Source organism: Cellulomonas shaoxiangyii (assembly GCF_004798685.1).
GTDB classification, from domain to species: domain Bacteria; phylum Actinomycetota; class Actinomycetes; order Actinomycetales; family Cellulomonadaceae; genus Cellulomonas; species Cellulomonas shaoxiangyii.
Genome location: NZ_CP039291.1, coordinates 359763 through 374631, shown reverse-complemented (window position 1 = coordinate 374631; position 14869 = coordinate 359763). Strand labels below are relative to the sequence as shown.

At 76.0% G+C, this 14869-nt stretch carries 12 protein-coding genes, 1 tRNA gene and 1 other RNA gene; 7 read left to right on the top strand and 7 right to left on the bottom strand.

Going from position 1 to position 14869, the window contains the following annotated elements:
- Window positions 1-41 precede the first annotated feature (41 nt).
- From E5225_RS01715 to E5225_RS01690, 6 genes are all read right to left on the bottom strand, one after another.
- Complete coding sequence (locus E5225_RS01715) at window positions 42-2756, bottom strand: DNA polymerase III subunit gamma and tau (RefSeq protein WP_136225273.1); 2715 nt, start codon at window positions 2754-2756, stop codon at window positions 42-44.
- A gap of 122 nt (window positions 2757-2878) precedes the next feature.
- Entirely contained in the window at window positions 2879-4249 is a 1371-nt protein-coding gene (locus tag E5225_RS01710) for an FtsX-like permease family protein (RefSeq protein WP_135975554.1), read from the bottom strand.
- On the bottom strand, window positions 4246-5112 hold the full coding sequence (locus E5225_RS01705) for an ABC transporter ATP-binding protein (RefSeq protein ID WP_135975553.1): 867 nt from the start codon (window positions 5110-5112) through the stop codon (window positions 4246-4248). The genes E5225_RS01710 and E5225_RS01705 overlap by 4 nt, the downstream gene beginning before the upstream one ends.
- 126 nt (window positions 5113-5238) lie before the next feature.
- Window positions 5239-5335, bottom strand: an RNA gene (gene ffs / locus E5225_RS01700) — signal recognition particle sRNA small type.
- A gap of 59 nt (window positions 5336-5394) precedes the next feature.
- Complete coding sequence (locus E5225_RS01695) at window positions 5395-6618, bottom strand: hypothetical protein (protein WP_136225271.1); 1224 nt, start codon at window positions 6616-6618, stop codon at window positions 5395-5397.
- 46 nt (window positions 6619-6664) lie between these two features.
- The gene (locus tag E5225_RS01690) at window positions 6665-7402 is read right to left on the bottom strand and encodes an AAA family ATPase (RefSeq protein ID WP_135972848.1); all 738 of its coding nucleotides are present in this window, start codon (window positions 7400-7402) and stop codon (window positions 6665-6667) included.
- A gap of 183 nt (window positions 7403-7585) precedes the next feature.
- Here E5225_RS01690 and E5225_RS01685 point away from each other — a divergent pair.
- From E5225_RS01685 to E5225_RS01660, 6 genes are all read left to right on the top strand, one after another.
- A tRNA-Ser gene (locus E5225_RS01685) sits at window positions 7586-7670 on the top strand.
- Between the two features lie 128 nt (window positions 7671-7798).
- Window positions 7799-8485, top strand: coding sequence for a hypothetical protein (locus E5225_RS01680; RefSeq protein WP_135972844.1), 687 nt, complete (start codon window positions 7799-7801; stop codon window positions 8483-8485).
- 705 nt (window positions 8486-9190) lie between these two features.
- A complete protein-coding gene (locus E5225_RS01675; protein ID WP_135972843.1) occupies window positions 9191-9934 on the top strand; it encodes an SDR family oxidoreductase in 744 nt (247 codons plus the stop codon).
- Between the two features lie 93 nt (window positions 9935-10027).
- Window positions 10028-10927: an SDR family oxidoreductase gene (locus E5225_RS01670; protein ID WP_135972842.1), complete on the top strand. Its 900-nt coding sequence runs from the start codon at window positions 10028-10030 to the stop codon at window positions 10925-10927.
- Window positions 10928-11052: 125 nt separating this feature from the next.
- Window positions 11053-11670: a TetR/AcrR family transcriptional regulator gene (locus E5225_RS01665; RefSeq protein ID WP_135972841.1), complete on the top strand. Its 618-nt coding sequence runs from the start codon at window positions 11053-11055 to the stop codon at window positions 11668-11670.
- A gap of 95 nt (window positions 11671-11765) precedes the next feature.
- On the top strand, window positions 11766-12230 hold the full coding sequence (locus E5225_RS01660) for a ScoMcrA-related endonuclease (protein WP_135972840.1): 465 nt from the start codon (window positions 11766-11768) through the stop codon (window positions 12228-12230).
- Window positions 12231-12296: 66 nt separating this feature from the next.
- Here the strand turns inward: E5225_RS01660 and E5225_RS01655 are convergent, their stop codons facing one another.
- A complete protein-coding gene (locus tag E5225_RS01655) occupies window positions 12297-14198 on the bottom strand; it encodes a M48 family metallopeptidase (protein ID WP_135972839.1) in 1902 nt (633 codons plus the stop codon).
- A gap of 181 nt (window positions 14199-14379) precedes the next feature.
- On the opposite strand from E5225_RS01655, the gene E5225_RS01650 reads away from it, so the two are divergent.
- On the top strand, window positions 14380-14841 hold the full coding sequence (locus E5225_RS01650) for a GNAT family N-acetyltransferase (protein ID WP_135972838.1): 462 nt from the start codon (window positions 14380-14382) through the stop codon (window positions 14839-14841).
- The last annotated feature ends 28 nt before the right edge of the window (window positions 14842-14869 follow it).

The following is a 14869-nucleotide window of genomic DNA, read 5'->3' as shown; positions in this document are numbered from 1 at the left end:
CCGGTGGGCGGCCGTCGCGAGCGGCCGCCCACCGGATCCGGTCACGGCCCGTCGACCTGCTCGTCGATGACCCGGCCGCCGAGCACCTGCATGACGAGCGGTGCGCCGACGAGCCCGGACGAGGCGATCGTCGGGTCGTCGGGGCTCGGCTCGTCGGGCTCGGCGGTCCGCGCCTGGCTCTGTGCCGCCCGGGCGGCGGCCACGCCGCGTTCGCGTGCGGACACGGGCGCGGCGCCGGCCGGGCGCGTGGGCGCGGACGGGCGCCGCGCCGGCGCCCCGTCGTCGGGCGGCGTCGCCCAGGGGTCCTCGGGCTCCGGCCCGAGCGGGATGTCGTCGGCAGGCCCGGCGGCGGAGCGTCCGGCCGCGTCACCGGTCGCGTCGGGCCGGGACGTCGGACGACCCGCGGGCTCGGCCGCCTCGTCCGCACCGCCGTACCCGGCCGCGTCCGGGGCCGGCGCGCCGGGCCGCTCGGCGTCCCGGTCCCCCGCCGGGACTGTCGCGTCGGCGCGGGAGCGCGCGTCGCGCGGGCCGTCGCCGGCCGGTGCGGGCGCCGCCGGCGCGGGGGTCGCGGGCAGGTCCCACGACGCGGCGGCCCGCTCGCGCGACATCGCGACGGGTGCCTCCGGCGCGCCGGGCGCGGCTGTCGGGGCGGCGGGGCGCACCGGCCCACCGCCGGGCTCCGTGAGCGCGGCCTCGACGCGCACCCGGACGCCGAGCGTCTCGTGCAGCGCGCGTGCGACGACCTCACCGTGGCCGCTGTTCTTGAACGTCGTCACGAGACCGGGCTGCAGGAAGCCGAGGCGCAGCGTCGTCGCGTCGAGCTCCAGCACCTGGGCGTGCTGGTTGACGAGCGCCCACGACGGCACCCGCAGGCGGCGCAACGTCGTCAGCACGTCGGGCCAGCGACGGCGCAGCATCTCGGTGTCCGCGGCGGTCGCGACGCTGCCGGGGGCCGGGGGCGCGGCAGTCGGTGGGGGGGTCGCCGGCGGGGCGGTGGTGGCCGCCGGAGCCGGTGCCGGTTGGGGCGCCTGTGCCGGTTGCGGTGCCTGTGCCGGTTGCGGTGCCTGTGCCTGTTCCGATGCCTGTGCCGGTTGCGGTGCCTGTGCCTGTTCCGATGCCTGTGCCGGTTCGGGTGCCGGGCGCTCCTCGGCGGACCGCGGCGCGTCCGCGGCCGCGCCGGTCGGGCCGGCGGGCGGGACGGGCTCGGGCTCGGGCTCGGGCTCGGGCTCACGCGAGGCGGTCGCGTGGTCGGTGGGGACGGGTCCTGCCTCCGTGCGCGCCTCACGTCCGGAGCCCTCGGGCACGGGCCGTTCCACCGGGTCGGGTCGGGTCGGCTCGGGAGCGACCGCGGGACGCGCGTCCGCAGCGTCGGCCGCCCGCTCCGGGACACGGTCGGCGGTGCCCCGGCCGGCGGCACGCGCGGCATCGCCCGTGTCGGCGGCGCCCGGGCGGTCGGTGGCGGTGGCCGCGGGAGGCGCGGCTGCGGGCACGGAGGCGGGCTGGGCGGTCCGCGGGGCACCGGCGGACCGGGCCGGCGCGGGCGCCTGACCGGGAGCCGTGGCGGGCCCGGTGGCCTGCGGTGCCGCCGCGGGGCCGGCGGGCAGCCCGCGCTCGAGCCGGTCGATGCGCGCGCCGAGGCCCGCACGCGAGTCGTCCGTCGCCGGCAGGAGGAGCCGCGCCATGAGCAGCTCGAGGTGCAGGCGCGGCGACGTGGCGCCCACCATCTCCGTGAGCGCGGTGTTCGCGAGGTCGGCCGACCGCGACAGCTCGGACATGCCGAGGTGCGTGGCCTGCGCGCGCATCCGCTCCATCTGGTCCGACGGCAGGTCGCGCAGCACCGCGCCGGCGGCGTCGCCCGAGGCGGCGATGACGATGAGGTCGCGCAGCCGCTCGAGCAGGTCCTCGACGAACCGCCGCGGCTCGTGCCCCGTCGCGATGACGCGCTCGACGACCCGGAAGGCCGACGCCCCGTCGCGCGCGGCGACCGCGTCGACCAGGTCGTCGAGCAGCGAGCCGTGCGTGTACCCGAGCAGCGCCACGGCGCCCTCGTAGTCGATGCCCTGCTCGCCCGAGCCGGCGATGAGCTGGTCGAGCACCGACAGCGTGTCGCGGACCGACCCCGACCCGGCCCGCACGACGAGCGACAGCACGCCCGCGCCCACGGGGACGCCCTCGGTGGCGCAGAGCTGCTCGAGGTACGGCAGGAGCACGTCGGGCGGGACGAGCCGGAACGGGTAGTGGTGCGTGCGCGACCGGATGGTGCCGATGACCTTGTCGGGCTCCGTCGTCGCGAAGACGAACTTCACGTGCGGCGGCGGCTCCTCGACGATCTTCAGCAGCGCGTTGAAGCCCTGCGGCGAGACCATGTGCGCCTCGTCGAGGATGAAGATCTTGTACCGGTCGCGCGCGGGCGCGAACGTGGCGCGCTCGCGCAGCTCGCGGGCGTCGTCGACGCCGCCGTGGCTGGCCGCGTCGATCTCGACGACGTCGAGGCTCCCGGGCCCACCGCGCGCGAGCTCGACGCACGACGGGCACACGCCGCACGGGGTGTCGGTCGGCCCCTCGGCGCAGTTGAGGCAGCGCGCGAGGATGCGCGCGCTCGTCGTCTTGCCGCACCCGCGGGGGCCGGAGAACAGGTAGGCGTGGTTGGTCTGGCCCGAGCGCAGGGCCTGCCGCAGCGGCGCCGTGACGTGGTCCTGCCCGATGACCTCCGCGAAGGACTCGGGCCGGTAGCGCCGGTACAGGGCTGTCGTCACGCGCTGACCCTACGTGCCGCCACCCACACCCGGACAAGCGCCGAGATCACGGCGACGGGCGACGACGCGCCCGCCCTCCGCGCACCCGTCGCCACCCGTCCGTCCTGCCCCGTCGTCCGTCGTCAGTCCGCGCGCACCACCGTGTCCGCGAGCACGCGGCGCAGCAGCGGCCGCGCCGACTCCGTGGCGCCCAGCACGAGCGCGCAGCCGGCCGCCAGGCTGCCGAGCAGCAGGAGCAGCCCCTGCGGCGCGGTGACGGCCGCGTACCCGAAGACGGGGAAGAACATGACCAGCGCCGCGACGGCCGACCCGACCGATACGTAGACGACCGGCACGAGCACCTCGCGCCGCCGCACCTGGTCGAACAGGTCGGCGGGCACACCCGCGAGCGTGGCCAGGGCGTACTCGCGCCGGCGGTCGAGGATCTGCGCCGCCTGGGCGATGCCCGCGGACGCGGCCGCCAGGAGGAACGCGATGCCCAGCGTGAGCAGCGCACCGGTGAGGATGTCGCCCATCTGCATGACCATGTCGGGGTCGTCGCCCGCGCCCGCCGTGAGGACGGGCACGACCGCGAGGCAGCCCGCCACGAAGGACGCGAGGCCCAGCCCGCCGACGACGCGCCACACGGCGCGCGGGTCGTCCAGCAGCCGCCGCGCGGCGAGCAGCTGCGCCGGGGTCCGCGCGCGCTTCAGCTGGATGCGCCCGATGCGCCCCACGAGCCAGGGGCCGACCGCGTTCATCGTCGCGAACGCGAGCAGCAGCCCGCCGAGCAGGAACGCCACGAGCGCGGCGCCCAGCGCGCCGCCGAGCGCGGACAGCGCCATGAACACGCCGAGGCCGGCGAGCGTCACGAGCAGTCGCACGGCACGCATGCCCGGGCGCTGCATGCGCTGCGCGACGCCGAGCGGCGACACGACCACCCGCCGCAGCGAGACCATGCCGCTCACCGCGGCGACGACCGGCACGGCGAGCCACGTCAGCAGCAGGGCCGGCACGCCCACCCACAGCTCACCGACCGTGAACGGCCGCCCCTGGAAGGGCACCTGCGACCACACGAGCAGCAGCACGCCGTAGGCCGCTGACCCGACGACGGCACCCACGAGCCCCTGGAGCGCCGTCTCGACGACCGTCAGCGCGACGACCTCGCGCGGCGTCGCCCCGAGCAGGCGCAGGCTCGCCAGGCGCGCGTCCCGGCGGGAGACGCCGAGCCTGGCTGCGGCGCCTGCCAGCGTGACGACCGGCACCACCAGCAGGATCGCGGCCGTGACCGCGAGCGTGACGTAGAACGAGCCGTACTCGCGCTGGTAGTCGTCGACCGGGTGCGCCGCGCGCTCCATGAAGCCGAGCAGACCGCCGAGGACGCTCAGTGCGAGCGCCGTGGCGGCCGCGAACGCGGTGACTGCCAGCAGCGTGGTCGTGCGCCCGTCGCGGCCGCCCGCGCGCTGCAGGCGCGGCGCGAGCGCGAGGACGGGGTTGAGTGCGGGACGGCTCATCGCGGCACCGCCGCGGCGCGGATGGCCTCGAGCTCGCCCGTGCGGGGGCCGACGCCGCCGCCGGTCGTGGTGCCGGCCGGCACGACGCGCCCGTCCAGCATGTCGATGCGCGCGTCGCACCACGCGGCCACCTGCGCGTCGTGCGTCACGACGACGAGCGACGCCCCGACCGCCCGCGTGCTCTCGACCAGCACGCGCATGACGTCGTGGCCCGTGCTGCGGTCGAGCGAGCCGGTCGGCTCGTCGGCGAACACGACGTCCGGCCGCGTGGTGAGGGCCCGCGCGACGGCGACGCGCTGCGCCTGCCCGCCGGAGAGCTCACCCGGGCGGCGTCCCTCGGTGCCGGCCAGGCCGAGCGCCGCGAGCCACTGCTGGGCCGCCGTCTCGGCCTCGACGCGCGAGGCCCCGGTGAGCATCGCCGGCAGCGCCACGTTCTCGAGCGCCGTCAGCTCCGAGAGCAGCTGCCCGAACTGGAACACGAAGCCGTACTGGCTGCGGCGCAGCAGCGAGCGCTCCTTCTCCGACAGGCCCTGGACCTCCCGGCCGCGCAGCGCCACGACGCCCGCATCCGGCTGGTATATGCCTGCCAGGCAGTGCAGCAGCGTGGACTTGCCGGAGCCCGACGGGCCCATCACCGCGAGCGAGGCGCCATCGGGGATCTCGACCTCGACGCCCGCGAGCGCGGTCGTCTCCCCGAACCGCTTGATGAGGCCGCGCGCCGCCAGGCGTGGGACGTCGCCGGCCCACGCGGACGTCACGGGGCCGGCGGGCAGCGTGGTGGGCGCGGGGGCCGGTGCCGCCGTCGGGAGTCGGTCGGCGCTGCCAGGCGGCGGGGAGAGGGGAGGCGGGGTCGCTGCGGTCATGCCCCGATCGTGCGCCGCGGGCGGGGCGTCGTCGTGGGCCGGGGGTCGCGACCGGGCGCGGGGCCGGTCCGCCCGGGGGCGGACCTCGGGGGCGACGGGAGGACGACGGCGGGGCCGTCCCGGGCATGCAAGGACCCCCCGCACACCCGCCAGAGCCCGCCTGCCCTTGCTGCCTTCCGGCCCTGGGGGGGTTCAACGGGGTGACGCCGTACGAGGGGTCTGGACCCAGCCTAACGCAGCGCGGACGGGGGCCGGAACGGCGCCCGTCCGCGCTGCACGTCGTCAGCGGTCGACGTGCGGCAGCCGCTGGGTCGGCGGGCCGCCCTCCGCGCCGGGGTCGGTCAGGCGCTGCGTCGGCTCGCCGCCGGCGCTCGCCCGCCGGGTGCGCACGGACGGGGATCCGACGCTGCGGCGCGCGGGCGCGGGCGGCGGCTCGGGGACGTCGAGGTCGTCGTCGTCGATGAGGGGGCCCTCGACGACCATCGTGTCGTCGACCGCCGAGGCCGGCGGGGTCGCCGAGGACGTGGTGCGTCCCGCGGGCGTGGGCGCGGTCGACGTGGCCCCGGTCGGCGTCGGACCGGCCGGTGCGTCGCGGACCGGCTCGGGACGGCCGGTGCTCACGGGTGCCGGGTCGGCGTGCACCGGGCTGTCGGGGGCCGGGCTGCCGGGGGCCGGGCTGCCGGGGGCCGAGCCCGCGGCGAGGTCCGCGGCCGTGACCGCCGTCGCGCCGGCGGGTGCGGGGCGGGGCGGCGCGTCGGCCGCGGGATGGTCGGCGGCGGCACCCGGCTCGCGGCGCTCGCCCCACTCGGGCCAGTCGGCGAGGGACGCGTCGTCGTCGCCGGTCGTGGTCGGGTCGGCCGGGGCCGCGTCCCGTGCGGGCGCCGGCGCGGCGTCGTCGGTCGCGGCCGGACCGGGCGAGGTGACGCCCGGCGGGCGGCCGGTGGTCGAGCGTCCGGTCGTGCGGCCCGGCGCGCGGCCGGGTGCCGCGTCGGCGGCGGGCGCGTCGGAGTGCGTCCCGTCGTCGCCGTCGAGTGCGGGCGTGCGCACGTCGGACGCGCCCGGGGGCAGCAGGCGCCACGCGAGCCACAGCAGCAGGCCGAACAGCGCGGTCCACGCACCGCCGATCACCAGCATGACGGCGAGGGCCACCCGCTCGGTGCTCTCGAGCTCGAGGCCGACGACGACGCCCGCGACGAGCGTGACCAGGCCCCATGCGGCGGCCACCGCCGCCAGCAGGCGCACGGGCCCGCGGTCGCGGCGGCGGAACGCGACGGTCGCCGCCAGGGCGCCGATCGCCGCGGTGACCAGCGCGGACAGGACGACGAGCAGCCACGACAGCCGTCCCTGCACCGCGAGGACGAGCACGCCCACGAGCACGCTCGCGACGGCGGGCAGCGTCAGCAGTGCGACCGCGGCGCCGATGGCGGGCTGGCGCCACTCGTCGACGGGCCACGGCTCCGGGCGGGCGTGCGGCGGGGTGCCGGTGGGCGGGGCGGTCTGGTCCATGCGCCTCACGCTACCGACTCGCGTCCGGTTCGTCCGGCTCGGCCGGTCACCCGTCCAGCACGTGGCGCAGGTAACGCTGCGGGTCGTCGAGGAAACCGCGCCAGCGCCGGACCAGCTCGAGGTCCTCCCACGCGGTGCGGCGCAGGCCCCAGTCGCCGACCTCCCACACGGTGGCGCCCGGCAGCGCGGCGAGCAGCGGGGAGTGGGTCGACAGCAGCACCTGCGAGTCGTTGCGGACGAGGTCGTGCAGGTGCTGCAGGAGGGCGAGGCAGCCGGTGAACGACAGCGCCGACTCGGGCTCGTCGAACACGTAGAAGCCCGGCAGCATCATGCGGTCGCCGATCAGCGTGAGGAACGACTCCCCGTGCGACATGGCGTGGAACTCGGGCTCCGGGTTCTGGGGGCCACGGGCGCCGGGGTTCTCCTCGAGGTACGTGTAGAAGGAGTGCATCGTCTCGGCCCGCAGGAAGTAGCCGCGCCGCGGCGACCCCACGCCGCGCAGCAGGCGCAGCCGGTCCGCCAGGCCCGACTCGGTGACCCGCGTGCTGTGCCGGGAGCCGATGGCCCCACCCTCCGGGCCCATGCCGTACGCCCCCGCGACGCCCTCGACGAGCGTCGACTTGCCGGCGCCGTTGTCCCCGACCAGCACGGTGGCCGCGGACAGGTCCCACCCCTCGGCCAGCACCTGCGCGACGGCGGGCACCGCGCGGTACCAGTCGTGCGCGCCCGGCTCGTCGCCGCCGGGGGCGACCTCGACGCGCACGACCGGCAGCGCGCTGCGCATGCTCCCCGCGAGACCCCTCGCCACGCGGCCACCCCACCACGCCGGACCGACAGCGCGCGAGGGCCGGCCGCGGTGACGCGAACGCGCCGGGGCCCGGTGCCGCGTCCGGGGCGGTACGGACGGGCCGTCGGCTCGGCTAGACTCTCCGCGCGGCTCGTCGGTCCCGACCGGCTGCCGCGGCCAGGAGGATTCGCCTAGTGGCCTATGGCGCACGCTTGGAAAGCGTGTTGGGTGCAAGCCCTCGGGGGTTCGAATCCCCCATCCTCCGCCGACACGAGGGGCGGTTCGCCCGCGCAATCGCGGTGAACCGCCCTCGTTCGCTTGTCCTGTGGGAACACCCCGGCAAGCACGTGGCACACCACTCCTTTGAACCCCGGGGCGGTTCAGGAGTACGACTTGCTGCTCGACCCCGCTGTCCGTCGCTACGGTGGCATCGTGGGCAACGACGGCATCAAGCCATGGCCAGAGGTCCTGCAGCTCGCCGCCGTGAACCTGTTACCTGGAATTGGTGGCTCGTTTGCGGTCCTGCTCGAGCAAGCCCATGCCAGGGATCGAGCGAGGGCAGCGGAGTACGCCGAGCATGTTGTCGAGCGCACCGGGGTTGAGCGGCTCGGGCAGCGTCTGACCGACGATCCGATACTCGAGTCAACTTTTATCCGCGCAGCGGAGGCGGCCGTACGGACCGGCGTGAATGCGAAGCGCGCTTTGCTTGCGCAGGTCGTCGCCGCGGCTGTCCTCGACGACGCCAAGGTGGACGAGTCGCAGCTCTACGTGCAGGCGCTTACCCATCTGGATGCCCCGCACCTCCGCGCCCTTGAGCGTCTGCGCCGGGTTCTGGACGCCCTCCCCTCCGACGCCCAGAACGTAGAATCGCGCCTACGTGCTGCGTGGGCCGCCGAGCCGACGGCTGTCCGCGCGACCCTGTTTCAAGTCGGCTGCGCAGGAGTCGCCCCACTCAACGTGGCAGCGATCTTCACCCCCACGTACCGTCGCCAGCTCCTCACCGACTTCGGGCGTGAACTGCTCGATTGGATTCGAGTACTCGACACAGCGGGGCAAGTGACGACCGCGGATAGCGCGTAACGGGAGCGCCTCGGTGCGGCGTCCACCTGCACGACGGACGCACTCCGAGGCGCGCAGGGCGACAGCCCAACCCGCCGGCGTCGACTCGTGCACGTACGCCCTCGCGGCGTGTGCCCTCGTCGATCGTGCGCCCTGTCCCACGGGAACACCGAGCCCCGGGGAACTGCGGTCAACTGGGGCCTTGTGGGCGCGGAAACACGCTCGAGTGCACGTCTGACCTGTCAACGACAAGCCTTCGGCGGTTCGAAGTCCCCCATCCCCGCCGGTCGAAGGGCCCGTGGCCTGCGGCAGCGCAGTGCAGATCCCGGGCCTTCGTCGTTCACTCGGCGATACCGCTGAAGCGGCTCCGATAGCGGGTGGCGCGCCCCGCCGCGGCAGCCACGTCACCGATGCGCACAGCGCCTCCTCCTCGCTGGCCGCCCGCGGACAGGCTTGCCCTTGACGCCAACGTCAACTCCTAGCGTGGCGAGCGCGGGTCAAGGCCGCCATGGGCGGCGACCCGGCGGCTTTCTACCCCGACGTCGTCCGCGCGTGAGCCAGTGCCTCCTGAGGCACGGGGCCCCTGCCCCAGGACCGGCGCGGTGGCGCCTCCACGCCCGCACCGAGGGGACTCATCGCCACAGATATGGACACATCGTCCATGTGGTGCTTATATGGACTGAGCGTCCACTAAGGGCGTGGTCGATCGATCCCCCGGAGGGCCTCATGAGCACCACACCCACCAGCACCCGCGTCGCGCTCGTCACCGGCGGCTCGGGTGGCATCGGCAGCCGTGTCGTCGAGCGGCTGGCCCACGACGGGATCGCAGTCGCGATCCACTACGCCGGCAACCCGGCCCGGGCGCAGGACGTCGCCGCCGCGGTCACCGCGGTGGGAGGCCGGGCGATCACGGTCGGCGGGGACGTCGCCGACGAGCACGCGATGGCCGCCGCGTTCGACGCCGTGGAGGCCGAGCTCGGCGGGGTCGACGTGGTGGTCAACACGGCCGGGACGATGACCCTGGGGCCGATCGCCACGTTCGACCTCGACGCGCTCGACCGCATGCACCGCACGAACATCCGCGGCACGTTCGTCGTCTCCCAGCTCGCGGCGAACCGGCTGCGGCCCGGCGGCGCGCTGATCAACTTCTCCACCAGCCAGACCCGTGGCCAGCTGCCCACCTACGGGCCCTACGCCGCCAGCAAGGCGGCCGTGGAGGGCATGACCCTGGTCCTCGCCCGCGAGCTGCGCGGCAAGGACGTCACGGTCAACGCCGTCGCCCCCGGTCCCGTCGCGACGCCGCTCTTCCTCGACGGCAAGGACGAGGCGACCGTCGCGCACTTCGCCACGGTCGTCCCGCTGGAGCGCCTCGGACAGCCGGACGACGTCGCCGAGGTCGTCGCCTTCCTCGCGGGCCCCGGGCGCTGGGTCAACGGCCAGGTGCTGTTCACCAACGGCGGTCTCGCCTGACCGACGCCGTGCACACGGTCCGCGGTGCCGCACGCCGCGCCTCGGGTCCCACCGCCCGTGGGACCCCACCCCGATCGTGAGAGCGAGCAGATCATGAGCACACAGCAGCAGATCGTCCTGATCACCGGCGCGTCGAGCGGGTTCGGTGCCCTCACCGCGCGCGCCCTGGCGCGTGGTGGCGGCACCGTCTACGCCGGCATGCGGGACACGGAGGGGCGCAACGCCCCGCAGGTCCGGGACGCCGCCGACTACGCCGCCGAGCACTCCGTGGACCTGCGCGCCCTCGAGCTGGACGTCAGCTCGCAGCCGTCCGTCGACGCCGCCGTCGCGCAGGTCCTGGCCGAGCACGGCCGCATCGACGTGCTGGTCCACAACGCCGGCCACATGGTCGTCGGCCCGGCGGAGGCCTTCACCCCCGAGCAGCTGGCCGAGCTGTACGACGTCAACGTGCTGTCGACCCAGCGGGTCAACCGCGCCGCCCTGCCCGCGATGCGCGAGCGCGGCGCCGGCCTGCTCGTGTGGGTCTCCAGCTCCAGCGTCAAGGGCGGGACGCCGCCGTACCTGGCCCCGTACTTCGCCGCCAAGGCCGCCATGGACTCCCTGGCCGTCAGCTACTCCGCCGAGCTGGCGCGCTGGGGCGTGGAGACCTCGATCGTCGTGCCCGGGTCCTTCACCCGCGGCACGAACCACTTCGCCCACAGCGGCACGCCGGTCGACCGCGAGGTCGAGGCCGCGTACGAGACCCGGTACCCGGGCCTCATGGACCAGGTCGCCGAGAAGCTGGCCGCCCTGTCCCCCGCCGACGCCGACGCGTCCATGGTGTCCGACGAGATCGCCCGCATCGTCGCCCTGCCCGCCGGGACGCGTCCGTTCCGCGTCCACGTCGACCCCATCGACGACGGCTCGCGGGAGGTCTCCGAGGTCGCGGACCGCGTCCGGCGCGAGTTCCTCGCGCGCGTGGACCTCGCGGACCTGCTCCCCGCCGCCCGCTGACCCACCGGCCGCCCGCACCACGGGAGCTCGCGGTGCGGGCGGCCCGCCGCCACCGCGCGGCGGCCGAGCGCGCACGTCCCGGTTCGTACAGTGGCCCCAGGCCCCGCCGTCGACCCAGGAGAACCGTGACCAGTGAGCACCGCCCACCCGATGCGCCTCCCGCGCGTCGGGGTCGAGGTCGCCGGCCCGCCGAGGAGGTCCGCTCCGACGTCCTCGAGACCGTCGGGCACCTCCTGCTGACCGAGGGCAGCGCGGACCTGACGTTCGAACGGGTCGCACGACTGGCCGGGGTGAGCAAGACCACGCTGTACAAGTGGTGGCCGTCCAAGGGCGCCCTGGCGCTGGACGGGTACTTCCACGCCGTCGAGGAGCCCCTGGCGTTCGCCGACACCGGCGACATCCGCGCCGACCTGACCAGCCAGCTGCGGGCCTGGTCCCGGATCATGACCCGGACCCCGGGCGGCAAGGTCCTGACCGAGCTCATCGGCCAGTCCCAGACCGACGCCGACCTGGCGTCGGCCTACCGGAGCCTCTACTCCTCCGAACGGCGCCGCCTGGCCGGCGAACGGCTCGCACGCGCCCAGCAGGTCGGCCAGATCCGTCCCGACGTCGACGTCCGGGTCGTCATCGACCAGCTGTGGGGCGCGGCCTACCACCGCATGCTCATCCCCGACGAGCCGGTCACCGACGACTTCATCACGGCCCTCGTCACCAACGTCCTCGACGGCGTCGGCGGCGACTGAACGACCGTGCGACGCGGCGGCTGCGCACCCCGGCGGTGCGCGGTGCGCCCCGGGTAGTGACCGGAGCCCCCCGGACCGCCGTAGGCTGGAGCATCATGGCGACGTTCTCCTCCGTGACCCAGCAGCACATCCTCAAGGCGATCGAGGAGTTCGACGCGCGCGGCGGTGACGAGTTCCTCGCGCTGTACGGGTTCGAGCCCACCGGCGAGCTGCCGATCGTGCACGAGGGCCGCACCTACGACTCGAAGGCGATCCTCGGCGTCGCGCACCGCTACGCGACCGGGCGGCTGGCCACGTCGGAGGAGTTCAGCAACGGCATGGCCGGGGCCGTCGCGATCCTGCGCAAGCGCGGCTTCGAGGTCGTCGAGCCCGAGCCGGCCCCCGCTGCGGTGGCCGCGCCGGCGGCGAAGCCCGCACGCAAGCGCGCGACGACCCCCCGCGCACCGCGCACCACGGCGACGAGCACGCGCACCCCCACCCGGGAGGAGCGCCCGCCCGCGATCTGCCCGACGTGCAACCAGGTGCTGCCCGGGACGGGCGTCTGCGACAACTGCAGCTGACGCCCGCGACCGGTCGTCCGGGACTCCGCCCGGACGACCCCCCGCCGCGGACCCCGCCGCGTCCGGTCAGCGCGCCGCGACCGTCTCGGGCGCGAACTGCTGGGCCGCGCCGAGCATCAGCTCGTCGCTGTTCTTCGTGAGCCGCTCCCCCGACCACAGCTCCTTCAGCTCGAGCGTCGTGCCGTCGTGCAGCGTGAACGCGACCTTCACGGGCACGCGCTTGAGCACGGCTGCCGACGCGACGTCCTCGAACGGCACGAACCGGTGCTGCGCCGCGAGCTCCACGACCGACGCCGACGCGAGCAGCGCGGCGATGCGGTCCCGGCCGCCCTCGGTCCGCTTGGGGCACGGGACGAGCAGCAGGCCCCTGTCGAGGATCACGACGTCGTGGTGCGCCTTCGCGATCTGCATGTTCGCGATGCCCCCGAGCACCTCGCCGCCGTGCGCGGTGGCCCGCTCCTCGACCTGGCCCACCGCGTCGGCGTCCACGCCCAGCGCGGCCAGGAGCGTCCGCGCCGCCGGTGCGCCGCCCGGACCCGCCGCGGCCGTGACGACGTCCTCCACGGGGAACGGTGCACCGTCCCGGCCGACCAGCTCGGCCGAACCGCTCCACGAGTGCTGCCACCGGGCCGCGCCGGCCTGCGCCGCAGCGGCACGGACGACCACGTGCAGCGCCATCTGCACGGGCGGCACCTCGTCGGCGCCGTCGCCCGCACCGACCTCGTCCCCGTCGCTCTCCCCGGCGCCGGGGTCCTCGAGGCCGAGCTCCCGGGTCAGCTCCGCACCCCGGCCCGCGGCGACGAGGTCGAGCACCGTCCCGAGCGTCCCCCGCGGGACCCCGGCGACCCGCGCGGCAGCCCGGTGCACCGAGTCCGCGGTGCGCTGCTGGCCCGTGGCGACGGACCGCGCGGTGAGCTCGTCCCACTCCAGGCGCGTGCGGTCCTCGAACCGGACGGCCGCCTCGGCGACAGCCGTCGCGGCGTCCGCGAAGCCGGGCACGAGCACGGTCGCCGGGCGGGTGTCGCGGGGGACGTCACCGGACGGCATCCGCTCCATCGCGGCGACGCGCGCCGCCACCGACGGGTGGCTGTCCCACACCGACTGCTCCTGCGGCGGCGCCTGCGTGCGGATCTCGGCGAGCTCCGAGCCGCGCGCGGTCAGCAGCTCGCCGAACCCCCCGAAGAACCCGCGGGCGGTCGGCGCGAGGCCGGACTCCCAGCCGTCCGCCAGGTAGGTGCCGGTGTAGAACGCCCACGCCGTGTCGACGACGGGCAGCTCGCGCAGCGTCCCCTGCGCGACGTCGCGGCCCACGACGCGCACGGACAGCTCGTCGGCCTCCAGCTCCTGGCGGCGGCTGACCGACGCCGACACCAGCAGGTAGAGCCGGGCGTACCCGCGCAGCACCCACCCCGCGACGCCGGACAGCTGCTGCACGGTCGCGAGGATCACGGCGCGGCCCCGGTACGCGATGGGCCCGAGACGCGTGTGGCTGCGCGAGTAGTGGCCCAGCTCGTGCGCGAGCACGGAGCGCAGCTGTGCGACGTCGAGCGCCTGCACGAGCGGCACCCCCAGGTACAGCCGCCGGCGGCCGCCGACGAGGCCCAGCAGGCGGGCGTCCTCGGAGACGGCCGCGTTGACCTCGGGGACGAGCCGGATCTCGTCCGGCACGCGCGTGTCCGCGGCGGCCGCCAGCTCGCGGACCGTCGCCCACAGCTCGGGCGCCGCGGCGGCGCCGAGCTCGACGCCCGGGTCGGGCGCGGGCTTCGCGCGTGCCACGAGCCACAGCGCCCGCAGGAGCGCCACGACCACGACGATCGCGAGGAGCCCGAGCTTGGCGGCCCCGGCCCCCGCACCGGCACGGGCGGCCAGCACGGTGAGCCACAGGAACACGGCCACGAGGCCACCCGCGGCGACGTAGAAGCCGGCCAGCAGGAGGACGGAGAGCGCTGCACGCAGCGTGGTGACCATGCCGGGGTCCTTTCGCGGAGCCCGCACGGGCGGCGGGTCGCCGGGAGCGTAGCGGCGCGCGGGGGGCTCGCGGGGCCGTTCGCGGGTCCGGCGCGGCACGCGTCGGGACGGTGCCCGTTCCTGCTCTCTGCACCGGTGGACGGCGGCGCGGCGGCACGGCGGCGGGTGGGACCATCACCCGGTGACCGCGCCCCTCGCCCTGACCTGGTCCGCCTGGGACGACCTCACGCCGACCCAGGCGTACGACGTGCTGCGCCTGCGCGTCGACGTGTTCGTGGTCGAGCAGCGGTGCGCCTACCCGGAGATCGACGGCCGCGACCTCGAGGAGGGCGCGCGGCACCTGCGCGCCACGCGCGAGGGACGCGTCGTCGGGTACCTGCGCCTGCTCGAGGACGGGGCCACCGAGGGCACGCCGGCGCGGGCGCGGATCGGCCGGCTGTGCGTGGCGCAGTCCGCGCGCAACACGGGCGTCGCGTCACGGCTGATGCGCGCGGCGGTCGCGGCGGCGGACGGCCGGGAGCAGGTCCTCGACGCGCAGGCGCACCTCGAGAGCTGGTACGCGCGGTTCGGCTTCGCCGCCGCGTCCGACGTCTACTCCGAGGACGGCATCCCGCACGTCACGATGGTGCGTCCGGCGGCCTGACGTCCGTCCGGCCGGTCCGCACGCGCCT